At 54.4% G+C, this 25,728-nt stretch carries 25 protein-coding genes and 2 pseudogenes; 12 read left to right on the top strand and 15 right to left on the bottom strand.

Annotated elements, in window-relative coordinates; genetic code table 11:
- Positions 1-116 (top strand): annotated as a pseudogene (locus ACYVRB_RS12240) (IS30 family transposase); the annotation flags it as partial.
- 51 nt (positions 117-167) lie between these two features.
- Here ACYVRB_RS12240 and ACYVRB_RS12235 read toward each other — a convergent pair.
- The 3 genes from ACYVRB_RS12235 to ACYVRB_RS12225 form a co-directional block, all read right to left on the bottom strand.
- The gene (locus tag ACYVRB_RS12235) at positions 168-590 is read right to left on the bottom strand and encodes an Rrf2 family transcriptional regulator (protein ID WP_461215705.1); all 423 of its coding nucleotides are present in this window, start codon (positions 588-590) and stop codon (positions 168-170) included.
- A gap of 2 nt (positions 591-592) precedes the next feature.
- Entirely contained in the window at positions 593-1,441 is an 849-nt protein-coding gene (locus ACYVRB_RS12230) for an NAD(P)H-binding protein (protein ID WP_461215703.1), read from the bottom strand.
- A 90-nt stretch (positions 1,442-1,531) separates the two neighbouring features.
- Entirely contained in the window at positions 1,532-2,566 is a 1,035-nt protein-coding gene (locus tag ACYVRB_RS12225; protein WP_461215702.1) for an Mbeg1-like protein, read from the bottom strand.
- A 101-nt stretch (positions 2,567-2,667) separates the two neighbouring features.
- Between ACYVRB_RS12225 and ACYVRB_RS12220 the strand changes: the two genes are divergently transcribed.
- The gene (locus ACYVRB_RS12220) at positions 2,668-4,845 is read left to right on the top strand and encodes a glycoside hydrolase family 65 protein (protein ID WP_461215700.1); all 2,178 of its coding nucleotides are present in this window, start codon (positions 2,668-2,670) and stop codon (positions 4,843-4,845) included.
- Between the two features lie 53 nt (positions 4,846-4,898).
- Here ACYVRB_RS12220 and ACYVRB_RS12215 read toward each other — a convergent pair whose 3' ends face one another.
- Together ACYVRB_RS12215 and ACYVRB_RS12210 are read right to left on the bottom strand one after the other, a co-directional pair.
- Entirely contained in the window at positions 4,899-5,798 is a 900-nt protein-coding gene (locus ACYVRB_RS12215) for an aldo/keto reductase (RefSeq protein ID WP_461215698.1), read from the bottom strand.
- Between the two features lie 4 nt (positions 5,799-5,802).
- The gene (locus ACYVRB_RS12210; protein ID WP_461215709.1) at positions 5,803-6,102 is read right to left on the bottom strand and encodes an ArsR/SmtB family transcription factor; all 300 of its coding nucleotides are present in this window, start codon (positions 6,100-6,102) and stop codon (positions 5,803-5,805) included.
- A 236-nt stretch (positions 6,103-6,338) separates the two neighbouring features.
- Between ACYVRB_RS12210 and ACYVRB_RS12205 the strand changes: the two genes are divergently transcribed.
- A complete protein-coding gene (locus tag ACYVRB_RS12205) occupies positions 6,339-7,346 on the top strand; it encodes an NADP-dependent oxidoreductase (protein ID WP_461215708.1) in 1,008 nt (335 codons plus the stop codon).
- A 46-nt stretch (positions 7,347-7,392) separates the two neighbouring features.
- On the opposite strand, the gene ACYVRB_RS12200 is transcribed toward ACYVRB_RS12205, so the two are convergent.
- The gene (locus ACYVRB_RS12200; RefSeq protein ID WP_461215697.1) at positions 7,393-8,616 is read right to left on the bottom strand and encodes an MFS transporter; all 1,224 of its coding nucleotides are present in this window, start codon (positions 8,614-8,616) and stop codon (positions 7,393-7,395) included.
- 364 nt (positions 8,617-8,980) lie between these two features.
- Positions 8,981-10,129, bottom strand: a complete 1,149-nt coding sequence (locus tag ACYVRB_RS12195; RefSeq protein ID WP_461215696.1) for an aminotransferase class I/II-fold pyridoxal phosphate-dependent enzyme — start codon at positions 10,127-10,129, stop codon at positions 8,981-8,983.
- Positions 10,130-10,450: 321 nt separating this feature from the next.
- Here ACYVRB_RS12195 and ACYVRB_RS12190 point away from each other — a divergent pair, with 321 nt between their 5' ends.
- Entirely contained in the window at positions 10,451-10,681 is a 231-nt protein-coding gene (locus ACYVRB_RS12190; protein WP_461215694.1) for a heavy-metal-associated domain-containing protein, read from the top strand.
- Between the two features lie 39 nt (positions 10,682-10,720).
- Positions 10,721-11,275: a ferritin-like domain-containing protein gene (locus ACYVRB_RS12185; RefSeq protein WP_461215692.1), complete on the top strand. Its 555-nt coding sequence runs from the start codon at positions 10,721-10,723 to the stop codon at positions 11,273-11,275.
- Between the two features lie 69 nt (positions 11,276-11,344).
- Here ACYVRB_RS12185 and ACYVRB_RS12180 read toward each other — a convergent pair whose 3' ends face one another.
- The 4 genes from ACYVRB_RS12180 to ACYVRB_RS12165 form a co-directional block, all read right to left on the bottom strand.
- Entirely contained in the window at positions 11,345-11,950 is a 606-nt protein-coding gene (locus ACYVRB_RS12180) for a TetR/AcrR family transcriptional regulator (RefSeq protein ID WP_461215690.1), read from the bottom strand.
- An 18-nt stretch (positions 11,951-11,968) separates the two neighbouring features.
- On the bottom strand, positions 11,969-12,406 hold the full coding sequence (locus ACYVRB_RS12175) for a universal stress protein (protein WP_461215689.1): 438 nt from the start codon (positions 12,404-12,406) through the stop codon (positions 11,969-11,971).
- A complete protein-coding gene (locus ACYVRB_RS12170) occupies positions 12,406-14,016 on the bottom strand; it encodes an Nramp family divalent metal transporter (RefSeq protein WP_461215687.1) in 1,611 nt (536 codons plus the stop codon). The genes ACYVRB_RS12175 and ACYVRB_RS12170 overlap by 1 nt, the downstream gene beginning before the upstream one ends.
- A 209-nt stretch (positions 14,017-14,225) precedes the next feature.
- A complete protein-coding gene (locus ACYVRB_RS12165; RefSeq protein ID WP_461215686.1) occupies positions 14,226-14,693 on the bottom strand; it encodes an NUDIX hydrolase in 468 nt (155 codons plus the stop codon).
- A gap of 712 nt (positions 14,694-15,405) precedes the next feature.
- On the opposite strand from ACYVRB_RS12165, the gene ACYVRB_RS12160 reads away from it, so the two are divergent.
- Together ACYVRB_RS12160 and ACYVRB_RS12155 are read left to right on the top strand one after the other, a co-directional pair.
- Positions 15,406-16,395, top strand: coding sequence for a LacI family DNA-binding transcriptional regulator (locus tag ACYVRB_RS12160; RefSeq protein WP_461215684.1), 990 nt, complete (start codon positions 15,406-15,408; stop codon positions 16,393-16,395).
- Positions 16,396-16,592: 197 nt separating this feature from the next.
- A complete protein-coding gene (locus ACYVRB_RS12155) occupies positions 16,593-17,546 on the top strand; it encodes a sugar kinase (protein WP_461215682.1) in 954 nt (317 codons plus the stop codon).
- 111 nt (positions 17,547-17,657) lie between these two features.
- Here ACYVRB_RS12155 and ACYVRB_RS12150 read toward each other — a convergent pair whose 3' ends face one another.
- On the bottom strand, positions 17,658-18,677 hold the full coding sequence (locus tag ACYVRB_RS12150; RefSeq protein ID WP_461215681.1) for a PfkB family carbohydrate kinase: 1,020 nt from the start codon (positions 18,675-18,677) through the stop codon (positions 17,658-17,660).
- 156 nt (positions 18,678-18,833) lie between these two features.
- Here ACYVRB_RS12150 and ACYVRB_RS12145 point away from each other — a divergent pair, with 156 nt between their 5' ends.
- The gene (locus tag ACYVRB_RS12145) at positions 18,834-19,478 is read left to right on the top strand and encodes a bifunctional 4-hydroxy-2-oxoglutarate aldolase/2-dehydro-3-deoxy-phosphogluconate aldolase (protein WP_461215679.1); all 645 of its coding nucleotides are present in this window, start codon (positions 18,834-18,836) and stop codon (positions 19,476-19,478) included.
- A 333-nt stretch (positions 19,479-19,811) separates the two neighbouring features.
- Here the strand turns inward: ACYVRB_RS12145 and ACYVRB_RS12140 are convergent, their stop codons facing one another.
- A complete protein-coding gene (locus ACYVRB_RS12140) occupies positions 19,812-20,375 on the bottom strand; it encodes a cadmium resistance transporter (protein ID WP_461215706.1) in 564 nt (187 codons plus the stop codon).
- A 237-nt stretch (positions 20,376-20,612) separates the two neighbouring features.
- Between ACYVRB_RS12140 and kduD the strand changes: the two genes are divergently transcribed.
- From kduD to ACYVRB_RS12120, 4 genes are all read left to right on the top strand, one after another.
- Positions 20,613-21,434: a 2-dehydro-3-deoxy-D-gluconate 5-dehydrogenase KduD gene (gene kduD, locus ACYVRB_RS12135; RefSeq protein ID WP_461215678.1), complete on the top strand. Its 822-nt coding sequence runs from the start codon at positions 20,613-20,615 to the stop codon at positions 21,432-21,434.
- Positions 21,435-21,950: 516 nt separating this feature from the next.
- Positions 21,951-22,706: an IclR family transcriptional regulator gene (locus ACYVRB_RS12130; RefSeq protein ID WP_461215676.1), complete on the top strand. Its 756-nt coding sequence runs from the start codon at positions 21,951-21,953 to the stop codon at positions 22,704-22,706.
- Between the two features lie 151 nt (positions 22,707-22,857).
- Positions 22,858-24,768 carry a heavy metal translocating P-type ATPase gene (locus ACYVRB_RS12125; RefSeq protein WP_461215674.1) on the top strand — a complete coding sequence of 637 codons (1,911 nt, stop codon included), beginning with the start codon at positions 22,858-22,860 and terminating at the stop codon, positions 24,766-24,768.
- Between the two features lie 80 nt (positions 24,769-24,848).
- Complete coding sequence (locus tag ACYVRB_RS12120) at positions 24,849-25,088, top strand: heavy-metal-associated domain-containing protein (RefSeq protein ID WP_461215673.1); 240 nt, start codon at positions 24,849-24,851, stop codon at positions 25,086-25,088.
- An 82-nt stretch (positions 25,089-25,170) separates the two neighbouring features.
- On the opposite strand, the gene ACYVRB_RS12115 is transcribed toward ACYVRB_RS12120, so the two are convergent.
- Positions 25,171-25,614, bottom strand: coding sequence for an EAL domain-containing protein (locus ACYVRB_RS12115; RefSeq protein WP_461215672.1), 444 nt, complete (start codon positions 25,612-25,614; stop codon positions 25,171-25,173).
- A pseudogene (locus ACYVRB_RS12110) lies at positions 25,611-25,728 on the bottom strand (IS30 family transposase); the annotation flags it as partial. The pseudogene ACYVRB_RS12110 and the gene ACYVRB_RS12115, both read right to left, overlap by 4 nt.

Raw genomic sequence — 25,728 nt, 5'->3', positions numbered from 1 at the left:
AGAGCGACCAGGAAATTGAGACTTACATTGAACAACTGAATAATCGACCACGCAAGGTCTTAGGCTGGAAGACGCCATCAGAAGTCTTCATGGGTAAAAAGTTGCACTTGAGTTGACAATTCGTCGTTCAAAAAACCACCCCGCACTTGGTGGGGTGGTTTAAGCGGCTAAATTGCGGCACGTTGTTGGATATCTTGGACGATCGTTGCTAGCGTGATGGCGGCCATTTCAGCTTCCGCGGCTTGCTGGACGCGTGCGTAGACGCCGTCGAGCGTGTCTTGGATGTTGGCGCCGACAGGACAGGCCATGTTGGTCTTAGGGTCGACGTGCAGCAGTTGCTTGGAATCGTCGATCGCCTGATACACGTCGAGTAAGGTGATAGCTTCTGCAGGCTTAGCCAGCTCGGCGCCGGCGACGCCAGGATGGGTCGTGAGCAAGCCGGCCTTGACCAGCTGGGCCATTAGGCGGCGGACCAGGCTGGGATTGGATTCGATCGAACCGGCGATCGCGGCGCTGGTCGGATGGTTATCGAAAATCGCGATGAAAGCCAAGATGTGCACGGCGTCGGATAGCTTATGGGAGTACTTCATGGTTACTTTAAGACCTCTTTGACTGCGTCAGCGAGTGGTGTGAGCGGATGGCCGAGCACCGTCTCCAGATCGTTGGTCGTCGGCTTCAGGCCGCCTTCGCGGATCACCCTTTGGGTAGCGGTGATGAACCCGGCGACACCCTTTGGCAGGCCGGTTTTTTCCAAGCCAGCTTGATCATCGGCATCGGAAACTTGTTGGGTGGTGACGTCACTGCCAATGGCGGCGGCGAGATCAGCGTAGGTGTGTGGGGCGCCGGCGAATTCGTAGACGGTTTTCGGGTCGGTGCTGGTGAGCACGTTGGCGGCGGCTTCGGCGTATTCGCGTTCTAGCGCCCAGCCGGCTTGGCCGTCTGCGGCAGAATAAACGACAGGGCGGCCAGCGGCACCGGCCTTGAGCGAAGACGATTCGTTTTCCAGATACCAGTTGTTGCGCAAGAAGCTGTGCGCGATGCCGGAAGCTGTGATCGCTTCTTCGGTCGCTTTGTGGTCAGCGGCCAAGGGTGCCGGGTTCGTTGGGGCCTGCGGGAAGCTGGTGTAGGCGATGAACTTGACGCCGGCAGTTTTGGCGGCGTTGACGACATTCTGGTGTTGTTCTGCGCGGCTGATCTTTTGACCCGGTTGCCCGGAGATGAAAAGGAGGCGGTCGATGCCGGCAAGCGATTGCGCCAGCGACTGTTCGTTGTCGTAGTCACCGATCCGGACAGGGACGTTGGTCGGCACCAGCTTGGCGGCTTTGTCGACGTTGCGGGCCAAGGCGATCAAGGCGTCGCCTGGTTGCAGGCGCTTGGCCAGTTCGCGGACTGCGACTTGACCGAAGCGGCCGGTAACAGCTGTCACTGCATAAGTAGTCATAAATAGTTTCCTCCTGAGTTGTAACTTTATAAGTAACTTGCAATTTATATTGTAACACCCAAGAAGCGTTCGTCAACCACAACTTTTTGCCTAGCGGTGCCTGCTGCGGAAGGCGGCACGGGCCAGGCCGTCGAGCACCGCCCGCCAAGCCTGGCGGTCTTGCGGATCGCTGTGCTGCAAACCAGACAGGATGGTTTTGGCCGACTGGGTGGGATGGGCGGCGAGTTCGGCGAAGGACTCTTGTTGCGTCGCGGTGACGAGCGCATAGATGGCGTCTAAGGCTTGTTGCTTGGTGTCATCTGAGACGGATTGCGCCCATTGCGTCAACAGCGCCTGGAAGTACTGACTGGTCTTGTCGACGGCCTCGAGGTAAACAAAATTGTGGTCGTGGACTTCCCAGGTGAACAAGTCGTGTTGCCGTAAGCCACTGGCGGTGCTGTGGACGACGCCAAAATCGTGGCTGTTATCCAGCATCATCCCGATCAAGGAAGTCTGTGGCACCAGCTTCAACACCTTGGCACTGGGCGGTAGCGGCTTTTTCAACCCAGGGCCGTCAAGGTTGTAGACCATGTTGATCGAGTCTTGCAAGGCCTCTGCGTGGGTGAAGGCGTAGGTGGCGAGGGTGCCGCCTTTGGAATGGCCGCCGAGATAATAACGCCCGGGGTACTTGGCGGCGATGCCTTGCAGATAGGCCAACGCGGCGTGTTGTGACGGAATGACCTCGAGGAAGGTCATGTTGAAGTCTTCTTTCCAATCGACAAACGTCGCGCGGGTGCCGCGAAAGGCGAGGTAATAGGTGTCGCGGTCGAGCTGCCAGGTCACCGCAGAGAATTCTTGTTGGCGGTCGGGATCGCGGCGATCCACCGGATAAAACCAGCGCACGTCGGCAAAACGGGTGCTGGCAGCGAGTTGTTCGAGCAATTGTTGGTTGGCTTGTTCTTGCCAGGTGTGGGCCATCATGCGTTGGCAGTCTGCCGGTGTCAGATCGCCCAGGCGGCCGGTCGTCACCCCGGCGAAGTCGCAATAAGCCAGCTGCGCCAAAATCGCCGCGTCGACCACCGTCAAGGGCTGGGCTTTGAACGTTTGATTACCATATGTGGATAGATAAGTCAGCATGTTGGCCATCGCAGACACCTCCGTTTACCAAGAGTATAACCGATTTTAGCGTCGCGACATACACCGGCCGGCAGAAGCGTGTTATCATATGCGCAGAAAGAGGCGTCATCATGGTTAGACAGAATTATCAACTCACACTAGAGGCGGTCAAAAACCGGCAGCCGGCGTATCTGGAAACGATCTTCTCGCTGGGCAACGGCCATTTTGGTATGCGTGCCGGGGATGTGCTCACGCCCAGCGCCACGGCCGGCACCATCGTCAATGGACTGTACGAAACCGCCCCGATCCAATACGGCGAAGCGGCTTACGGCTATGCTGCCATGCACCAAACCACCGTCGCCTTGCCTGACTTACGGGTGCTGACGCTTACGGCCGCAGACGGCAGTGATTTCACGACGTCTGCCGTGTGTGAAAAAGCCTTGGATCTGGCGTCGGGCCAGCTACTCGAGCGCTGGGAGGCACAAAACGCCACCGGTGCCAAGGTTGGCATCCAGTTGCGCTCGGTGCTTTCGCAGCCCGGCGGCAACATGGCGGTTCTGCACTACACGGTGACGTCTATCGATTACACCGGTGCGTTCACCTTGAGCAAAACGCTGACGCCGGTACCAGATGCCGGTCCCAGCGCCGATCCGCGGGAAGCACAGCGGTTGGCGCCGTTGGCCATGATCGTGGAACACCACGACACGCAGACGCTGGTGGCGACGATCCGCACCCACCAAAGCCACCAGATCCAACGCGTCCAGTTGCGTGCCGACAAAGGGTTGACGGTTTCTGCGCTGTTGGTGCCAGGCGCCAGCTTCGATTACACGGTCGTGGCGACGGTCAATCCGCTCAACGATGTGACGACACCACCGGCAACGACGCCGGTTCCCCAACAGGCCCAGCAGGTGGCAAAAAGTGCCAAGCGGTACTGGACGGCTTTTTGGCGGCATAGCGCCACGACCATTCGCGGCGACGACCGGCTAGACCTGGCCATTCATTACAATCTGTTTCAGCTGGCCAGTGCCGCCGGCCAAGACGGCAAGACCAACATCGCTGCCAAAGGGCTATCAGGCACCGGCTATGAAGGGCACTACTTCTGGGACACCGAGATGTACATGCTGCCGTTTCTGACCTATACCAACCCGCAGATCGCCAAGCACCTGCTGGAATATCGCGCCAGCATCTTGCCACAGGCCGAAGCCCGCGCGCGGATGGTCGGCGTGAACGCCGGTGCGCTGTTTGCCTGGCGGACGATCAACGGCGAAGAAGCCAGCGCCTATTTTCCTGCTGGCACCGCCCAGTATCATATCGACGGGGATGTCGCCTACGCCGTCGACCGCTATTGGCAGGTGACCGGCGACCGGGCGTTCATGCGTCACACCGGCTTGAAGTTGCTGGTGGCGACCGCACGCTTTTGGGCGGCGTTTGGCAGCTGGAGCAACCGCAACGGGCGGCCGACCTTCGAGTTTTTCGACGTTACCGGCCCCGATGAATACACGGCCTTGGTCAACAACAACTACTATAACAACCGCCTCGCCAAGTTTAATCTCGAGCGCGCCGCAGAGCTGGCCATCGTGTTTCCCACCGCCGCCAAGCGTCTGCACGTCACGCCGGAAGAGCTCGCCGATTGGCACGCCAAGGCCAAGGCGGTGTACCTGCCGTACAGCCAGATCAAGCAGATCAACGAACAAGACGACAGCTTCTTTCGCAAGCCGATCTGGCCGTTTGCCCAGACGCCGAAAGACCACTATCCGCTGTTGTTGCACTACCATCCGCTGGTGATTTACCGCTACCAGGTCAACAAGCAGGCCGACACCTTGTTGGCGGATTACCTCTTCGACGACATCGATCCCGCCCAATTACGCCGCGAGTACGCGTATTACGAGGCAATCACCACCCACGACTCGTCGCTGTCACGCTCGATTTTTTCAGCCTTGGCCGCGCGTATGGGTGATGACGCCAAGGCCTACCGCTACTTCATGGATACCGCCGAGATGGACATGGTGGACTTGCAACAAAACGCCGCCGATGGCCTGCACATCGCCAACCTCGGCGGCAGCTGGCTGAGTCTCGCCACCGGGTTTGGCGGCCTGGCGATCAAAGCCGGCGTGCTGCACGTTACCAACCACCTGCCCAAGCAGTGGCAAGGCCTGCAGCTACGGTTGCAGATCCATGGCCGCCTGGTGGCTGTGACGTATACCCACGACACCACGAAGGTCACCTTGTTGGCCGGCGAGCCGCTGACCGTTGTGATCGACGGTAAGCCGCTGGTCGTCGGGCACTCGAAGGTCGTTCCGGGAAGATAAAAAATAAGCCAGATGTCAGCGTCGTTGACGTTGCCTCTGGCTTATTTGTGTGGTTAGAAGGCTTGGGCGATCTGTTGATATTCATCTGCACTAAGCTGAACGTCGCGGGCACCGGCGTTTTGAATGACTTGGTCAGGCTTGCGGGCGCCTGGGATCACCGCGGCGATGTCAGGATCGGCCATGTACCATGCGAGCACGGTTTGGGCGACGGTGGCATGGTGGGCGTCAGCGATCGCGCGTACCTTGTCGATCCCGGCCAAAATGGCGTTGAATTGGTCTGCAGAATACCGCGTGAACTTGGCGTGATCGGCGGCGGTGTATTTGCCTGTCAACAGGCCGGAAGCCAGCGGGAAGTAAGGCACGAAGCTGATGCCAGCCTTTTTGAGATAAGGGAAAAGGGCCTCTTCCGCGTCGCGGTGCACCAGGTTGTAGTTATCTTCGACAACGTCAACTAAGCCGTCTTGGTTGGCTTCTTGGATCTGGGCCAGGCTGAAGTTAGAGACCCCGATGGCGCGCAGCTTGCCTTCTTCACGCAGCCGCGACAGTTCGCCGACGGCCTCATACTTTGGCGTGTCGGTATCCGGAAAGTGGATATAGAAAATGTCCAGATAATCGGTGTGCAGCCGCTTGAGTGCGTCTTCCACCGCCTGGCGTAAGAAGGCCGGCCGGTTGTCGGTGACGCTCGGGTCGTCGGGGCGGTGGGCGGCCTTGGTGGCCAATACCAACTTGTGGCGATCGACGCCTTGAATCGCGTCGCCGATCAGCTCTTCAGAACGTCCGAGCCCGTACATGAACGCGGTGTCTAAAAACGTGATGTTGATGGCCAGCGCCTGTTTGATCACGGCGGTGCCGTCAGCATCTTTCAAATTATCAAATAAATTGTGGCCGCCGACCTTATTGGTGCCTAACCCCAGCTTGTCGACGACAACGTCACTATGTCCGATCGTTACCATATGATCATTCCTTTCCCTGCTTGTCGGATCCAACAAGACGGCGCTTGGCATTATTGGCGAGGTCGTCTTCCAATGACGCGGTCAGCTGCTTCAATAATGCGAGCGTGTCGCCCATGTTGGCCTGGTAAAACCGTTCGGTGCCAACCTTGCTGACGGTCAAAATGCCGGCATCGAGCATCAACTTGAGGTGGTGAGATACTGCCGGCCGTGATAAGGCCAGGCGCTCGGTGATTTGATTGACCGTCATCTTGTCTGTTTCGCACAGCATCGTCAAGATCTGCTGGCGGTTTTCATCTTGCAGCATCGTGAAGATCGGGATGCTGGCTTTGAAAATTTCGAGAGATTTTTCTGCCAAGGCTAAGGCTCCATTCTGATCCGGATTACGTTCATGTTTCTAAACCATTAGACGCTCGCTGACAAAATTTGTCAAGAATATTGGTTGACATCCTTGAACCAACGACTTACACTCAGACGAGTAAATGTTCAAGAGATTAAACCATTGAACGGAAAAGTGAGGAAGACCCTTTGTTACCTACCACGATGAACGCCGCCGTTATCTCGGCCTATAAACAACCAGCGCCTGAATTAAAGCAGGTGCCGCTACCTCAGATGCGCCCGCACGATGTTTTGGTGAAGATCGTTGCCGCCAGCATCAATCCGCTTGATTTTAAGATCAAAGATGGCGGGCTGAAGATGCTGCTCAAATACGACATGCCGCTGATCTTGGGCAACGATTTTGCCGGGGTCGTCGTCGCGGTCGGCGCTGAGGCCACGACGTTTGCGGTCGGGGATGCCGTCTACGGGCGGGTCGAGAAAGATCGTATCGGGACGTTCGCGGAATATATCGCCGTCGACACAGATGCGGTCGCGCTGAAACCGCGCAACCTGACGTTTGCCCAAGCGGCCGCGGTCCCGCTGGTGGGCTTGACCAGTTATCAGGCGCTGCATGACGTCTTGGCTTTGCAACCGGGGCAAAAAGTCTTCATCCCCGGCGGCTCCGGTGGCGTCGGGGTGACGGCGATCCAGATCGCCAAACACCTAGGCGCTTATGTGGCGACGACGACCTCAGCGGCGCATGTCGAGCTCGTCAAAACGCTGGGGGCCGATGAGGTGATCGACTACCGAACGACCAACTTCGCAGCGGTGTTGAATGGTTACGACGCGGTTTTTGACACGCGTGGGGGCAAAGAACTGCAAGACGCGTTCAAGATCGTCAAGCCAGGCGGCAATGTCGTCAGCATCGATGGCCTGCCCACCGCACAATTTGGCAAGGCGTTTGTCCTGCCACGATGGAAGCAATGGTTGTTCGCCTTGGTCACCCGCAATCTCGCTAAGCTCGAGAAACAAACCGGCGCCGCGTATACCTTTTTGTTCATGCACCCAAGCGGCGCGCAGCTCGAAACCCTCCGGCAACTGTACGAAGCAGAGGTGCTCAAGCCGGTGATCGACCGGGTCGTGCCGTTTGCGCAGATCAACGACGCCTTGGCATATTCACAAGCCGGCCACGCGACGGGAAAGATCATCGTGCAGATGGCGCCAGAAGCATAAATAGAAAAATGCCTTCGCATCGAAATCGCAGATGCGGAGGCATTTTTTAATTCTGATCGATCCGGCGTAGCAGTTGTGGTTCCTGGAAGCGCAACACCAGCAGGTTGATCAACAGCAACAACGCCGTGGCGATAAAGACCACGTTGTAGCCGAAGAACCCGGCGACGGTGCCGCCTAGCAGCGACCCGAACATGTTGCCCAGCGCCTGGAAGGACTGGTTCCACGAGAAGATCGACGAGGTCAGACTGGACGGCGAGTTTTTGGTCAACAGCGTCTGGATCGTCGGGAACAAGCCGGCGTCGGAAACCCCGACCAACAGGCGCAAGATGCCCAGGCCGATGACGCTGCCGATGAAGCCTTGCGGGAAGTAGACGATGACCGCAAACAGGTAACACCCGATCAAAACACGCCCGGAGCCGTGTTTGTCACCGTAACGCCCAAGCCGCGGAGCCGCAAAAATGTTGGAGATCCCTGGCAGTGCAGCGACGATACCAGCGACGACCGTGATGGCGCCTTGGTGGTGCATCAACTCGCGGATATACAACGAGATGATCGGTGAGATCGAGGCATTCCCGGTCTGCACGATCATGGTCGACACCAGCAAAATGATGATCAGCTTCGGATCGGCAAGCTGGCTGAGTAATCCTTTTGGCTTGCTGGCGGCAGACTTGGCGACTGGCTGGAAGGACTCGGTGACTAAGAAAGCCGACATCAAGCACACGATGACCAGCAACCCAGCGGTGATAAAGAAGGTCGCGCGGATCGAGAAGACATGTGCCAAGATCCCGCCGACGACCGGTCCGAAAAGCGTACCTGACACCTGGCCGGTAACCAGGGTGCCCAGTGCGGCCCCGGCGTGATCTTTAGGCGTCTGCGCGGCGACCAATGCCTGAGCGTTGGGGATATACCCCGCGAAGAAGCCTTGAAACAGCCGGCAGAAAAACAGCGCCCACACATTCGTGCAAAAGCCCATCAGCGTCATCGCCACGGCGATCCCGAGGCTGGCGCGAATCAGCATCACCTTGCGCCCGGTGCGGTCAGCGAGGCTACCCCACAGCGGTGAAACGATCGCGGTGACAAAAAACGAGATCGCGTAGATCGATCCTGACCAAAACGTCAGCTGTTGATGCGTGAAACTGCCCATTTCACTGACATACAGTGACAAGAAAGGCATGATCTCAGAGAAGGCAAGGCCAGCCACGAGACTACAAAACCATAAGACATATAAATTACGTTTCCACGGACCTTGCGTCCGTTGTGTATCATCCAAACATGACCGCCTTCTTACAAATATATTGTTAACGATTATTATGACACTCTGTCGGTGGCTAAATCAATCCGTGGTTAACCGGTGACCTAATAAAAATCCCGTACAGAATAATGCCTGTACGGGAATGGTTGCGGTGTTTGTGTAAGCTTTATTGATGATTGGGAAGAAAGGCGGGGTTGGTAAACCCGCTTTGTTCTTAGTCGAGCTACCCGACCCACTAAATACGCGCCACTTCGCTCTGTTTTTAGTCGAGCTACGCAGGACAACGGCATTGCGTATAAGTCATCTCGGTCACGCACTAGCTTTGCTAGCACGCGCCCAAGCTGCCTTATACACATGCCTAAGCCCGTCCTGCTTCGCTCTGTTAATGATTTTCCACGTAATGTTTCAAGCGGGCGACGGCTTTGTGGAGTTGCTCGTTGCTTGCGGCGTAGCTCAGGCGCACGTAGCCTTCACCAACTTCACCAAAGGCGGTGCCGGGGATGATGGCGAGGTGGTCGGTGCGGGCGAGGTCGGTGCAGAAAGCCTCGGAATCAGGGAAGCGTTCCGGAAGCTTGGCGAACAGATAGAAGGCCCCTTCCGGATTAACGGCGTCAAAGCCCAGCGCTTTTAGACTTTGCAATAAATAATCACGGCGTTGTTGGTAGATGACGCGCATTTGCGCACCGTCGTCTTGGCCGTTGATCAGCGCTTCGATGCCGGCACGTTGGGCGATGGTGGTGGCGGCGGTGACGGTGTATTGGTGGATCTTTTTCAACGCTTGAGTGATCTTGGCAGGTGCCAGCAAAAAGCCGATCCGCCAGCCGGTCATCGCGTGCGACTTCGACAAGCCGGAGATAATGACTGTGCGTTCGCGGGCAAAGCGTGCGATCGATACGTGCGGTTGCCCATAGGTGAGCTCTGCGTAGATTTCGTCGGCCAAGATGAACAGATCGTGGGTCGTGCAGGCTTTGGCAATGTCTCTCAGTTGCGCGGCGTGATAGGTGATACCGGTCGGGTTGTTGGGGTAGTTCAAAATGATCCCGGTGATATGGTCATCTGGATGCGCGGCAATCGTGGCGTCGATCATTTCAGGCGTGAGGGCAAAATCGTTTGCACGGGTGTCGATAATGATCGGTTTGATATGGTTTAGCGTCAACAGCGGGACATAGCCAGGATACACCGGTGCCGGCACCAGCACGGCGTCGCCAGGGGTGGTGAGTCCTTGCAAGGCGATGGCGATGGCTTCGGTGGCGCCAACCGTCACCAAGATCTCATCGTCTGCGCGATATTCCAGATCGTATTTGACCTGCCAAGTTGCCGCCACGGCGGTACGCAGTTCGGGGTCGCCAGCGTTAGCGGTGTAATGCGAATAGTCATCATTAATGGCCGTAATGGCGGCTTTTTTGATGTGTTCTGGCGTATTGAAGTCAGGTTCGCCAAGCGTCAAGCGCACCATGTCGGGGATGCCGTTAACGGCGTCGTTGAAGCGGCGGATGCCAGAGATAGCAATGTGATCGAGGGCTGGGTTCATGTGAGGAGGCTCCTTTATGGTAGGGATGTTGATTGATTATGTAGGGAAAATGCGGTGATTGGTTAAGGGCGCGATACTGGGCTCTGTGGTGTAGTCGAGCTACGCAAAGCGACGCTGGGCTGTCTAAGCCATGTCGTCAGCACGATACGTTGCATCGCACTGCAACCTGTCTTAGACTCCAAGCTAAACCCGCTTTGCTTCGCTCTGTGGTTTCAGTGTGACTTTTTTTTCTATTTTTGTCAAAACTTGATTTAGGTCAATTTGTTATCTCCGGATTGCCGGTACACTGTATTTGTAATCAAGAAGAGAGAGGGCAATCACATGAGTAAGAAAATCACGATGCAACTCGACGCGCTGACCTGCCCGTCGTGCTTAACCAAAATTGAATCCGCTGTGAAGCAGCAGCCAGGTGTTGATAACGTCAAGGTCTTATTCAATGCCGCTAAGGTCAAAGCTGAATTCGACGATAGTCAAAATTCCCCAGAGCAACTGACCGATGTTGTTACCAAACTGGGCTATGAAGTCCAGAAGGTCAAGGTCAAGGATCTGTAAAATCGTCGTCGTTGTCTTTTTAATAGGAGGAAGCCATTCATGAACGAAGCCATTGAAGCTAAATACCAAGCAGAAGTAAAGCAAGCAGATATCGATCACCACAAGCCGACTGCCGGCGCGATGACCGGCCACATTGTCGCGAACATGTGGTATCTGGACGTGAAGTATCATCAGATTCTGTGGTTTGTCAAAGGCCCGCAAGCCTTCCAACTGCAACAGGTCTATCGTGATCTGATCGCCCAAAACCGCGCGCAGCTCGATGAACTCGCCGGCGTCTTGTTAGACGAGAATCAGCTGCCACCGTCAACCGTCGATGAATATACGCGCTACACCAAGATCGAAGAAGAACCACGGCTGAAATACGAAGACGCGACGGCGATGGTTGATGCGACGACTCATGACCTCACCTTCGCCAATATGTTTATCGACCGGGCAATCAAGTTGGCCGAGCGCGAAGACCGGCCGGCGATGGCGGCCTATCTCACCAAGTTGCGCGGCGAGAACAACCGCAATATCCGCAACCTGCAGGCCTTTTTAGGCAAAACGGCTTGGGAAGGCCTCGTTGAAGAAGACGATGATGATGACGACGATTAAATAGAAGCCGAGACGATAAAACGCGTCTGCCATATCCTCAATTCGGGGATGCTGGCAGACGCGTTTTTTTTAGGCAGTGATCTTAGTCAGAAGAAAATGGAGCTGGGTGTTTAGCTGATCGCTGACGGCCGGGGTCAACACCCGCTGGTCGCTGATCAACAGCGCTGAGTACAACGTCGCCTGGAAAACCGCGAAGATCGTGGTGGCAAGTTGTTGCGTATCTGCGGCGTCGAGTTTCAACCATGGTAGTTGGTCCAACGCCGTCGTCAGCCGCGTGCGCACTTCTTGCATCACCTTGGGCAGCCAGTCGGCCGCGTCTTGGGAAAGCCGCGGTCGTTCGCGGATGGTGATGACAAAAACTTGATAGCCTTCAGGACTGGTGAGCAATCCCCACAGTTGCTGCATGATCGCCACCAGCCGCGCTTCGAGCGCCGGCAGATCATCGACATCGAGCGTCAAGTCGATCGCGTCGAGGTGGGCGGTGACGCCTTGGGCAACGATGGTGTCGAGCAATTGCTGTTTGCCTTGAGGAAAATAGTAGTAAAGCAGGCCATCGGCGATGCCGACGGTTTGGTTCAGTTGACGCGTCGTGGTGCTGGCGAAGCCGTGTTCAGCGAAAAGCTGTTGCGCAGTCGTCAAGATCTGCGCGCGTCGTTGACCGTGATTCATCATCATGAAAGCCTCCCTGCAAATTCATTCGCGGATGACCAGCACCGAGATGGGCGCGTGTTTGGCCATGTAAGACGCCTGGCTGCCAAAATGTTTGGCGAGGCCTTTTTTCGCCTCCGCACCGATAATCAAAAGATCCGGCTGGTATTTGGGGATCAAGGTTTTGACGATGGTTTCGCCCGGGTCGCCTTCAGCGATGACTGCTCGCACGTCGCGGATCCCAGCTTGTTTTGCGAGTTGTTGATATTCGTGGATGTGGTTTTCCAATTCCGCGGCTTCGCCATGCACGTAGTCTTTGTCCAAGGCCTGATAAACGTTGTAGTCATCAGATTCCAAGATGGTGGTGATGATCAAGGCCGCGTCGTCGGCCTTGGCGCGGTGGATCGCGTAGTGGAAGGCGGCCAGTGCGTCTGCGGAGTTGTCGACGCCGACAAGGATCTTTTTAAAATCTTCAGTCGTCATTAGCCTTGGCCTCCTTCATAACTTGGCATCGCGCGGGTCTCACCGCTGGTTTCTTGCAGCTTGCGCAACCGCTTGTCGCCGCGATACAAGTCGACTGTGCACCAGACGAGCAGGGCCAGCACTAAGACGATCGCGATGTAAGCGGCGATGTGGGCGGTATTAATCGCCGAAGCAGACGCATGATCGCCCAAGAACCCAGCGAAAGAATCCGGCAGGCCGATCAGGTTCAGATAGGTCAATCCGATCACAGAAACCCAACCGCAGATTTTGACCCAGAGCACGTTTTTGAAGCGCGCGCTCATCTCGGCCTTCGAGTCGGTCATCATCAGCAGCGGTAACATGGAAAACGGCAAGGCGAAGGCCAAGAAGACCTGCGAGTTATTCATCAGATTGTTCAACGCGGTGTGCTGGTCGATCGCGCTCAGGTGGGACGTGGTGCCCACACAGATCAGCACGGGGATGACAGAAAGCAAGCGGGTGACTAAGCGCCGAGCCCACAGCGGCATGCGCATGTGGACGAAGCCTTCCATGATGACCTGGCCAGTCAAGGTGCCGGTGATGGTGGAATTTTGCCCACTGGCCAGCAAGGCGACCGCGAACAAAACAGATAAGACGCCGGACTTGGCAACGGCGATCAAAAGGCCGTTGGAAAGCATGGACGTGTTCGACAAGGCTTCATACAACCCGAAGAAGGACGGATCCTTCACGGCGCCAGACTTGAACACCGCGACCCCCATGATCAACAGCAGGGAGTTCACAACAAACGCCAACGACAGCTGGATGTTGGAGTCCCAAGCGGAGAAGCGGACGGCTTGGGCGACTTCATCTTCTTTGCTGTGGTCGATCTTGCGCGTCTGCGAAATCGCGGAGTGCAGATACAGGTTATGTGGCATCACGGTGGCCCCGATAATCCCCAAGGCCCCAGACAATGGATTCATGCCGGAAACGTTGGGATGCGAAGCGATCGTTGCGGCACTTGGGATCAAGCCTTTGATCACGCCGCCCCAATCTGGATCGGACAAGGCGACTTGATAGGCGAAGACGAACAAGATCACGAGGATCAAGCAGACCACGAGAGCTTCGATTTTGCGGAAACCGATTTTGGTTAACAGTAATAATAGCAAGACGTCAAAAACCGTGATAAAAACGGCGATGACCAGAGGAATGTGGAATAGCAGGTACAACGCGATGGCCGCGCCGATAACTTCCGCGATATCGGTCGCCATGATGGCAAATTCAGTCATGAGCCAGAGGATGATGCCTAACGCCTTGCTCGTCCGGGCACGAATCGCTTGGGCGAGGTCCATTTGGGTAACAATGCCCAGTTTAGCCGCCATGTATTGCAGGAGCATGGCGATTAAACTGGAAATCAAGATGATAGACATCAATAAGTATTGGAAGTTCTGCCCGCCGGTGATCGACGTCGACCAGTTACCTGGATCCATGTAACCGACGGCGACTAAAGCACCCGGGCCTGAGTAGGCGAATAAGGTTCGCCAGAAGCCTTTGCCTTTTGGCACCTCGACCGTGCCGTTGATTTCTTCCAGCGATGGGCCGTTCGCATATTCGATGAGTTTATGCTTTTTTGGCACATTGTTTTGATCTTTCAATTTGAACAATCTCCTTTCTGAAATCACTTTTAGTGTAACCGAAATATTTCAGATGTAAACCCTATTTTTAGCTATTCCTAAAAATAATTTCATGGTGTTGACGCCCGTAAACAGGCATTAATAACAAAAAACGTGAAATCTAAATTACAGATTTCACGTCTCCTAATACAATGATTTAGCTTTGAACGAACGCTCAATATATGGGTCGGCTAACTTTGCGTCACTTCCGGTAATGTGGCGGCATAGGCCAACATTTCCTCGTTTTGATGATTCAGCAGTGGCGGTAAATTGTCGAACGGCCAGAATTTAAGTGCGAGGGTTTCGTCGGTGGCTGTCGTCAAGATCTTGCCGCCGACCGGCTCGACCAGATACAGCATCGCGATGGTTTGTGCGACGTCGCCGTTAGGGTATCTGGTTTCACCTTTGTCGAACAAGCGCAACGGCCGCACGATCCGGACATCCAGGCCGCTGTCTTCTTTGTATTCGCGAATGATCCCTTCTGCATAGGATTCGCCATACTCCAAATAGCCGCCGGGTAAACTCCAGTTGTGCGTGTCGGTGCGCAGGTTCAACAAGACTTCATGCTTGTCGTTCAACAAGATGCCGCCAGTACAGTTGAGAATGATCGGGGTGTGCCCAACCAAACCGCGAATCATTTTGATATAGCCGTAAGTCATTATTGCCTCCTAATCGGTGTGAAATATAAACGTTGGTTGCTGGGCGGGTGTGGGCGAAAGCAACTCCATCAGGCTTCAATCTGTCGTGGAGAGGGTGCTCGGCGGAGCTAACTTCGTCTGCGACGAAGTGGATCTCCACCTGCGCCTTGCTGTAAGCGACAAGTCGCTAACAGCAATCTCACCACGTCAGATTGACCTGCTTCCGTCGCTTTCGCCCACACCCTAGATTCTGTGTATCAGGATAATTAGGGTTAACGGACAAGTAGTCATTCCGCTCAATCGTGAATCGCATATTGATGACGACAGGGATCATCAGCTACTATCGAAGTCTATTCTTTGAAATTATCACTATGAATACTTAGGACGCAAATGTAAGGACGGGGTGTGCGGAGACAGGAGATGGCTCAGGCGCGGCATTGTTGTTAGCGGCTTGCCGCTTACAACAAAGGCGTCGAAGAAGATCCACTCAGGCTTTGCCTGAGTTAGCTTCTGAGCGCCTCGCACCGTTCCAGCCATCTCCTGTCGTAGCGCACCCCGTCTGACCTATACCACCATCCCTTAACACACTCACGTTGCCGGACAGTAAAAGCCTGTTGTTTTGGTCAGTATCAATGTACCGGAAGTCTGGCGGTTAAACAAGGGATACCGGTTTCAAGAATGCGGCGGATAAGTGTACAATGGAGGTAGTAAGTAGACGAAACGAGGGGCACAGATGGCAAAATATACGATTAACGACGTGGCGCAGGCGGCAGGCGTCTCCAAGGCGACCGTTTCCCGGTATCTCAATGGCCGGTTCGAGCGGATGTCTTTGGAAACGCGGAATAAGATTCAAGCCGTGATCAAAGAACTCGGGTACGTCCCGAACTACAACGCAAGCGCCTTGAAATCCAAGCGTTCCCACCAGATCGGGGTCGTGGTGGGTGACGTCTCGAATGTCTATTCGACGTTCCTCATCAAAGGTATCTCCGGCGTTGTGCGGCCGAAGCAAGACCAGATCTTGATCGCAGACGGCGGCGAAGACCCGAAACAAGAAGAGGCGGCACTCAAAAACCTGATCTCACAAAACGTTAACGGCATCATTTTACAGCCGGCGCGACCGAATGCTGACGCCTACAAGTTCTTGGCAGACGCTGACATTCCGGTGGTCTTGGTCGATCGCTTGTTGAAGCCGCTGCTTTTTCCTTGTGTCACCTCCAACGACACGGCGTCTGGCCGCGTGCTCGCGCAGGCGGTGTTGGAAAAAGGCTACCGCAACGTCTTGGTGATCTCCAACCCAGTCGATGAAGCGACCGTGCGTTACGAGCGCTACCGGGCGTTTGCCACGGTGTGCCAAGACGCTAACGTGCCGGTGACGCTGCTTGAGGTCAACGACGACGATGATATTAGCGGTATCGAAACTTGGCACGACCGGATCGGCGACGGCAAGCCGGTGATTTTTGCCGCCAATGGTAACTTGTTGATGGCGACCTTGCGCTGGCTGCAGGCCAATCAGGTCGCGGTGCCGGAAACGATCGGCCTGTGTGGTTACGACGACTGGAACTGGGGTGGCTTGGCGAACCCGCCGCTGTCGGTGGTCAACCAGAACCCTGAAAAAATCGGTCAAGAAGTCGCGACCCGGTTGGAACAGCTGATCGACGGCCAAGACGTGTTCGTCGGCCGTACCGAGATTCCCGCCGAGATCCATGTCAGAGAATCTTTATAGAAGTTCGATTTAGGCGGTTGACTTTTGGTGGCGACCGCCTTATAGTAACCCTATAGAGGAAACCGATTTCCCAATGCGTAGAGATATCCGTCCCTCAACCATTTCACTCATGAATCGAAGACTTCCCAGCTTTCCGTAGGGCTGGGATGTTTTTCATGGTACAGATGCACCCGCTTACGACGAAAGGATAGATAATGATGAGCGAGTTATTGACGATTGGTGAACCAATCACGCTGTTTGCTTCGACTGACTTGGACAAGAGCTTGACCGATGCCGAGCATTTTCGCAAGTATTTGGCCGGTGCTGAAGTGAATGTTTCAGTGGGTGCCGCCCGCTTGGGACACAGTGTCGAGTATATCTCACAAGTTGGGACCGATGCGTTCGGTGATTTTATTCGCGAACAGCTAGAGGCTAACCACGTCGGTACCCATTATCTCGCCCAGACGCCGGAGCACTGGACCGGGTTGCAGTTCAAGAACCAAGTCAGCCATGGCGATCCGGCGACGGCATACTTCCGTCGCGGTTCAGCGGCCGCGCATCTGAGCCCCGCCAGCCTCGGCAAAATCAACTTTGATGGCGTGCGCTGGGCGCATATCACCGGTATTTTCCCGGCGATTTCTTACAAGGCGCTCGCGGCGGTGCAACAGTTCATGTTCTTGCTCCACGAACACCAAATCGAGTTTACCTTCGATCCCAACATCCGGCCAAGTCTCTGGTCGAACCACGACACGATGGTTTCGACGTTGAACATGCTGGCGCGCGAAGCCACAATCGTCTTGCCTGGGATCGGTGAAGGCGAGCAACTCGTTGGCAGCCGCGATCCTGAAAAAATCGCCGACTTCTACCTCGGCCAAGGCAAATACACCAAGGCCGTCGTCGTCAAGGTCGGCCCCAAAGGCGCGTTCGTGAAGACTCGCGACGGCAACACGTTCACGGTGCCGGGCTTCAAGGCCGACAAAGTAGTCGATACTGTTGGCGCCGGCGATGGCTTCGCTTTGGGCTTGATCACTGGCCTGCTGGAGAAGTTGCCGCTGGCCAAAGCCGTCCAGCGTGCCAACGCGGTCGGGGCGATCGCGGTGCAACACCCAGGCGACAACGACGGCTATCCAACCCAAGATGAGTTGAAGGCGTTCTTGGATGCGAATGCTTAAATAGACAGTGAAGAGCTCTTGCGACTTGCAAGGGCTCTTTTTTCATACAAGATACAAAAATACGGCACCACGCCTTTGCGTGATGTCGTATTTTTTTAGCTTGGTTTCAGATTAACGGTTAACGCCGCCGGCAGATTGCATCGTGCCTAAGACGTCTTTTTCAGTCACGATGTTCAAATCACCGCTGACCGTCAGCTTCAAGGCACTGGCCGTGTCGGCGAAGTTGATCAAAGCTTGGGGGTCGTAACCATGGATCAAGCCGTGCACAAGGCCGGCACCAAAGGCATCGCCAGAGGCAACCCCTTCGAAGACGTGCATGTCATAGACAGGGCCTTGGTAGATCTTGCCATCTTGCCACAACAAGGCAGTGCACTTGTGGTTTTCAACGGAGTGGATGTTACGCACAACGCTGGCGATGGCTTTGATGTTGGGATACTTAGCGGCAACTTTTTGCATCGTTGCTTTGAAGGAATCCAGTTGGTCGATGCCGCGGCTCATGTCGCCGTCAAAAGCGGCCATGCCCAAGGATGCTTCATAGTCTTCATCGTTGGCTAAGAAAATGTCGACGTAAGGCATGATCTGGCCGACCACGCTTTGGGCCTTTTCTGGTGTCCACATCTTGCCGCGATAGTTGGCATCGAAGCAGACCTTGATGCCATGGGTGTGGGCGTACTTCACGGCTTCGATCAGCGTGTTGGCGATCGTGTCGTTCAGCGCTGGGGTAACCCCAGAGAAGTAGAAGTAGTCGACGCCATCGAGCAACTTAGCCCAATCGAATTCGTCGGCTTTGATCGTGGCAAAAGAGCTGCCGGCACGATCATAAACCACGTTGGTGCTGCGGATGGACGCACCTTTTTCGAAGAAGTAGATGCCTAGACGCGGGCCGCCGACTAAGACCTTGCTGGTATCAACGCCATATTGGCGCAGGGTGCCGGTCGCCATCTGGCCGAGGGCGTTATCAGGCACCTTCGTCAGGTATTGGGCGTCATCGCCGAACAGTGACAGTGAAACCGCAACGTTGGCTTCAGAGCCGCCGTAATTAGCTTCAAAAGTATTGGCCTGCAAGATCCGTTGGTGATCTTGTGGCTTAAGACGTAACATCATTTCTCCTACAGTAAGCACTTTAGTCATTTGGAGAGTACCCCTTTTTTCCTTGATTTTATGCAGGTCATTCACCTGCGTTCAACTTATTCTAACATATTTTGAGGTAAACGGTTTCCCTTTTAATAAAAAAGTGTATAATAGATTCTGTAAGAATCTGTAGACATTCCTAAAGGAGCGTAAACCATGCAAAAAGTAGAGAACTTGTTGCGCCTGCAAAAGGCCGGTGTCGTCGCTGTTGTTCGCGATGACAATCCAGAAGGGGCTTTGAAGCAAAGCGATGCTGTCATCGCCGGTGGCGTGACCGCTATCGAATTGACCTTCACCGTGCCGCAAGCGGACAAGGTGATCGCTGAATTGACCAGCAAGTATGCTGATAACAAGGATGTTATCATCGGTGCTGGTACCGTGCTCGACCCTGTGACTGCCCGTTTGGCAATCATGGCCGGTGCGGAATTCATCGTCAGCCCTTCCTTCAACAAGGAAGTCGCAACGATCTGCAACCTGTATAGCATTCCTTATACACCAGGCTGCATGACCCCAACCGAAATCCAACGCGCTTTGGAAGTCGGCTGCGACTTGATCAAGCTCTTCCCTGGTTCCGCAATGCACCCAGGTATGGTCAAAGCCGTCAAGGCACCATTCCCACAATTGTCCATCATGCCTACCGGCGGTGTTTCGCTGGACAACATGGCAGAATGGTTTGCAGCTGGCGTTTCCCTCGTCGGTGCCGGCTCCAACCTGACCGCCAAGGCTAAGACTGGCGATTATGCTGGTGTTACCGAGACTGCCAAGGCTTACAAGGCAGAACTCACCCGCATCCGCGGCTAATCACGCGTCAAAAATAGACCGTTTCTTCTAAAAAGAAGAGGCGGTCTATTTTTGCGTTCAGTCAGAAAATGCGCTCGATGTCCGGCAGCGTTAGTCTTCCTTGGTTGGTGGTTGGGATAGTGGTATAGGTCGGGTTTGGTGTGTTCCGGCCCTAGAGATGGCTGGAACGGTGCGAGGCGCTCAGAAGCTAACTCGGCTCCGCCGAGTGGATCTTCTTCGACGCCTTTGTTGTAAGCGGCCAAGCCGCTAACAACAATGCCGCGCCTGAGCCATCTCGGGCCTCCACACACCAAACCCTGACGTTAGCGTCCTGCATCACCGGAAGTGGCAGTGTCACAACCAGCCGATGACGTGGCTGATGAGGCCGCTGTCCCAGAAGACGTAGAGCCCGATCAAAACGTAGCACACTTTCATCAGCTTCTCGCCGTAGTGGGTCATGATGTGGGTGACGACTGGGATCGTTGCAATCGCGCGGATGAGCGCGACGACGACAAGCGTCAAGATGCCGATGAATACGAGAGTCAGCCCGAAGTGGGCGAGGGTCTCGCCGGCAAGCACTGGCAGGAAAATTGACAGGTTGCAGCCGGCACACACCGAGAGGTAAGTTACCAGCACGTTGAGCACCGGCGCGCCTTGCTGATGTTGCTTGTCCTCGTCATCGTCGTCGTGAAACGCCAGCCAGATCGGCAACGCTCCCAAGATCCCGAGTAGCCATTCGGGGAGAAAGGCGGCCAAAACCTTGCCAACGGCAAAACTCAGCGTCAGTAAGATCAGATTACCTAATAGATAACCGAGCATCACCTGGCGGGTGCGATATTTTTTGAGTAGGAATAAGAGCATGAAGAAGAAGTCTAAGTTGACGCTGATGAAGGTCAACGTGAGTAACCAATAATTAATGTGAGCACCTGCTTTCCGTGATGGGACTATTATGCCATACGAATGCCGGATTGACAGCGTTTTGCAAATTAGGAAAATGTTTTCTCAAGAAATTTCGCGAAAGCGGTTGATTAAATCCTTGGAAGGCGCTATATTATAAACGTAATTTACTTAGAGGAAATGATGTTTCTTAAAAAGAAATTGTTTCCCGCAAACATTGTTGTCACTCAGACGATATTCAAAAGGAGAGACTCACACATGGTTTTAAATCAATCAGCAGAAGAAATCGCAGCTAACGAAGCCGCATTGGACCAATTCAAGATGGACTTTTTCAGTCTTAAGGGCAAGGTTGCCATTATCACTGGTGGTAACACTGGCTTGGGTCAAGGCTATGCCGTTGCGATGGCTGAAGCTGGCGCCGACATCTACATCCCAACCTTCGGTAAGGACGAATGGGACAACACTCGCAAGATGATCGAAAAGCGCGGCCGCAAGGTTGAATTCGAAGACGTTGATTTGACCCAACCTGGGATTGCTGAAAAGGTTGTCGCTAACGCGATTGCTAAGTTCGGCCACATCGACATTTTGGTTAACAACGCCGGCATGATCAAGCGTAACCCATTGTTGGAATCCAAGGACTCCGACTGGGATCGCGTTATCAACATCAACCTGAACGCGGTTTATCACATGTCCATGGCTGCTTCCAAGGAATTTGCTAAGCAAAAGTCCGGTAAGATCATCAACATCGGCTCCATGCTTTCCTTCCAAGGCGGCAAGTTTATTCCTTCATACACTGCTTCCAAGCATGGTGTTGCCGGCTTGACCAAGGCCTTCGCTTCTGAAATGGGTGCTTACAACGTCCAAGTTAACGCGATCGCCCCAGGATACATCAAGACTGCTAACACGGCACCTATCCGTGCTGACAAGGCCCGCAACAAGGAAATCCTCGACCGTATCCCTGCAGGTCACTGGGCAGAACCTTCTGAACTGATGGGCGTTGCCGTATTCTTGGCATCCAAGGCTGCTGACTACGTTTCCGGTCACTTGCTTGCCGTTGACGGTGGCTACTTAGTTCGTTAATCAAACCCAGAGCGCAGCAAAGCGGTTTTAGCGGTGGATATAAGGCGGGATGGCAGTTGGGCGGTTTTGGCCCAATTGACGTCACGACTTATATCACGCCGCGTTGCTTTGCGGAGCTCGAAGAAAACCCAGAGCGCAGTGGCGCGCTTTTAGCGGGTCGGGTAGCCTAGTCGTCGTGCTTGAGGCGTACTTTGCCTCGAGTACGACGGCGTAGCTAACCGTACCCGCGTTGCGTCACGGAGCTCGACGAACCAAGCTCCAACAAAGCGGTTCGCTGTACATGACGTTAGGTCTGTATGTAAGGCAGCCTAACGCAACGTGTTGACGAACCAGAGCGAAGCAGGCGGGTGTCATCCTTTCAATCCAATATGTGTAGCTCGATTCGCACCACAATTGCAAATTTGAGCGTTTGCAGGCCCTCGAACTCCGTGTTCGAGGGCTTTTCTATTGCGCTGAACGCGTGGCGTGGGGTAAGATAAATATAGTTTCCATATCGTAAACGTGGGGTTAAGAAACATGACAGAAGATAAGTTATACGGGACGGCGCTGATCAAAGGCAAGGCGATCTTAGATTTTATCATGGCCTGCGATCATGCCCCGAGTCTGGCCGAGATCACTGACGGGACCGATGCCTCGAAGCCAACGACGCTGAAGCTGTTGACGACGCTGACGGCACTGCAGTTGGTGCGGCGTGCGCCTGAAACCAAGCGTTACTATCTTGGCACGCAGATGTTAAGCTATGGGGAAAAGGCGGCAGAGACCTTCGACATCACGGCTTTGGCGCGTCCTTATCTCACCGAGCTACGCAACGAGACCGGCGAAACGATCAACTTAGGCGTTATTTCTGACGGGCATATCGTGTTGATCGATAAGCTCGAAAGCCCGAACAGCATCAAGTTGAGCTCGGTGATCGGCGGCACCATGCATCTCTACAGTTCAGCGATGGGCAAAGCGGTGCTGGCGGAGTATCCCGAGACGCTGGTCGACAACTATTTTGAACATCACGAACTGAAAGAAGTGACGGCACAAACGCTGACGTCACCAGAAGCGGTGCGCGAAGATCTCAAAAAAGTCCGGGAGTTAGGCGTGGGAATCGATAACGAAGAAACCGAACCCGATGTTTATTGTATCGGTGCGGCCTTGCGTCGCGGCGACCATGTCGTGGGGGCGTTTTCCATCAGCTCGCCTAAATATCGCATCACACCTGAGCGTCGCGATCAGTTTATCAAGGCGATCCTGCGCACGCAGGCCGCGATCGAAAGTGAATTTTGAACACCAACCAGCCCCTTCGACAAAACTTGTCGAAGGGGTTTTTCAGCGCAACTTTTTTGAATAAAGTTGCTAAACTTGATATGCGTCAAGTTTGTTTTGCCCCGTCCACGTTAAGCTGTACTTGTAAATAAAAAGAGATGGGGTGTCAATTATGAAGTTTCAGTCGTGGCTCCAAAAGCATACAAATCATTTAACCGTTATCGTTGCAGCACTCATTGTCATCGGGTACGCCAGCAAGTGGCTAGCTCAAAACACATTGGTTTATGACGTGGCCTTGATCATTGCGTCGATCATCGCGGTCTTACCGATCGCCTTACACGCGTTTCAGGCGCTGAAGGTCAAGGTGATCTCGATCGAACTGCTGGTCACCATCGCGGTGGTGGGGGCGTTCATCATCGGGGAATATAACGAATCCGCGATCGTCACCTTCTTGTTCTTGTTTGGGAATTTCTTGGAACAAAAGACGCTGTCCAAGACGCGCGAGTCGATCAAATCTTTGACCGAAATGGCGCCAACCACAGCGGCGGTGGTCCAGCCAGACGGCTCGACCGAAGATGTCGATGTTGATGACGTTGACGAAGGCGATGTCGTGCTGGTCAAAACCGGCGGCTCGATCCCAGTCGATGGGGTGGTCGTTGACGGCCAAGGCTACACGAACGAATCTGCCATTACCGGTGAATCTAAGGAAATCAGCAAAACCACCGGCGACCAGGTTTACTCCGGCTCGCTGCTCAGCAACGGCTACGTCCAGATCAAGGCGACCAAAGTTGGCGATGACACCACCTTTGCCAAGATCGTGGAGCTGGTCGAAGACGCGCAAGACACTAAGTCCCACGCAGAAAAGTTTATCGATCGTTTCTCCCAATACTACACACCGGCGGTCTTGGTGATCGCGCTGTTAGTCTTCATTTTCTCCCGTGACTTCAAGTTAGCCATCACGGTCTTAGTCCTCGGCTGCCCTGGGGCACTGGTCATCGGGGCGCCAGTTTCCAACGTGGCTGGGATCGGCAACGGTGCCAAGCGTGGGATCTTGGTCAAAGGCGGCGAAGCGATGGATACTTTCTCGAAGATCGATACCTTTGTTTTTGATAAAACCGGGACACTGACCGAAGGCAAGACGGCGGTTACCAAAGTCTTGACTTACACCGACGACAAAACCGCGGCCTTGACCGCTGCCGCCGCAGTGGAAGCCGTCTCTGACCATCCACTGGGCCGGGCGATCATCGCTTATGCCGATGAGCAAGGCCTCGATTACAAGCAGACGACCCTTACCAACAGTCAAACCGTGAAGGGCCAAGGCATCAGCGCAACGGTCGACGGGCACAAGCTCTGCGCCGGCAACGCCAAGCTGCTGGCCAGCCACAAAGTCGCGCTGACCAGTCAGCAGCAAGCTGACCTCAGCAAGCTCCAGGCGAGTGGCAGTTCCGTTGTGATCGTGGCCCGCGACAGCCAAGTCGCCGCCATCATCGGGGTCGCTGATGTGATCCGGACTGATCTGAAGGAACAGCTGGCCGCACTTAAGCAGGCCGGCGCCAAGCATCTGGTCATGCTGACTGGCGACAATGCCCAAACCGCAAATTTTGTGGCCCAAAAGCTGGGCATTGACGAAGTGCATGCCGATCTTTTGCCAGATGAAAAGGTGAAGTTTGTGAAGCAGTTCAAGGAACAAGGACGCAAGGTCGCGTTCGTCGGCGATGGCATCAACGACAGCCCATCGCTGGCTACCGCAGACATCGGGATCGCGATGGGTTCAGGCACAGATGTTGCGATCGAAACCTCTGACATCGTCTTGATGCAATCCAGTTTTGAAGCCTTGGTTCACGCCTTCAAGCTCTCCAAGAAGACCGTCTTGAACACACGGGAAAACATCATCATCGCCATTGCCGTCGTTGCCTTCCTACTGTTAGGTTTGATCGCCGGCTTCATCTACATGGCCAGCGGCATGTTCGTCCACGAAATCAGTATCCTGGTCGTGATCTTCAACGCAATGCGGCTGATCAACTACGGCAAGCATGATCAGACCAAGCCGCACCAACCGGTTCAAAAAGTTTTGGCGGATTAGCCAAACTTGATCTTGATCAAGTGCCAGCCGGGCAAATGTCGCTACACTGGATTTGTAAACAAACGAAGGGAGTCTTCAAAATGACTAAGAAAATCACGTTACAACTAGATGCACTGACCTGCCCGTCTTGCTTGACCAAGATCGAAGGGGCGCTGAAGCAACAAGCCGGGATCTCTAACATCAAGGTGCTGTTCAATGCCAGCAAGGTCAAAGCCGAGTTTGACGACGGTCAGATCACCCCAGACGAGATCAAAGCCGTGGTCACCAAGCTTGGCTACGAGGTGTTGAAAATGAAAGTCAAAGAACCCGCAGTCGCCTAAGAAACGCCGCATTTCCATCTCTGATCGACACGCAAAAGCCCTTCGCTCAACTTGAGCGAAGGGCTTTTGCTGTTGTGTGTGGTCACTTATCTTGCGGTAGCGTCGGTTTACCGAAGTAATACCCTTGCTGACGGAAGATGCCGCTTTGCTTGTAAGCATACTCGGATTCGTCTTGGGTCTCAACGCCTTCGAGAATGAATTCAAGGTGATGTTTATCGGCAATTTTCTTCCAAAAGTCGATCCGTTCCAGCAACTGTTGACTGTCGTTGCTTTTACGCAGATTTTGCATGGCGAACTTGATGCCATCGATGTAAGTGAACATGTTCAATATCAGCTCATAGCTGTTGTCACTGCCGACGTCATCCAAGTAGATCTTGATCCCGCCGGCCCGGTAGATCTCCGTGATGCGTTCGACGGTTTTCAGATCCGGGGCGTCCATGATCTCGATGACAAACTCCTTCAGCCGTGGTTCGTGCTTTTTAAAATGGACGAAGGCCTGGGCGATTTTGTCGTGACGAATTGTCAACTCAAGTGCAACTTTTTACCCATGAAGACTTCTGATGGCGTCTTCCAGCCTAAGACCTTGCGTGGTCGATTATTCAGTTGTTCAATGTAAGTCTCAATTTCCTGGTCGCTCTGA

The organism is Lacticaseibacillus boliensis (assembly GCF_054784775.1).
Note: the sequence above shows the minus strand (reverse complement) of the source record. Positions and strands in the feature narration are given on the sequence as shown.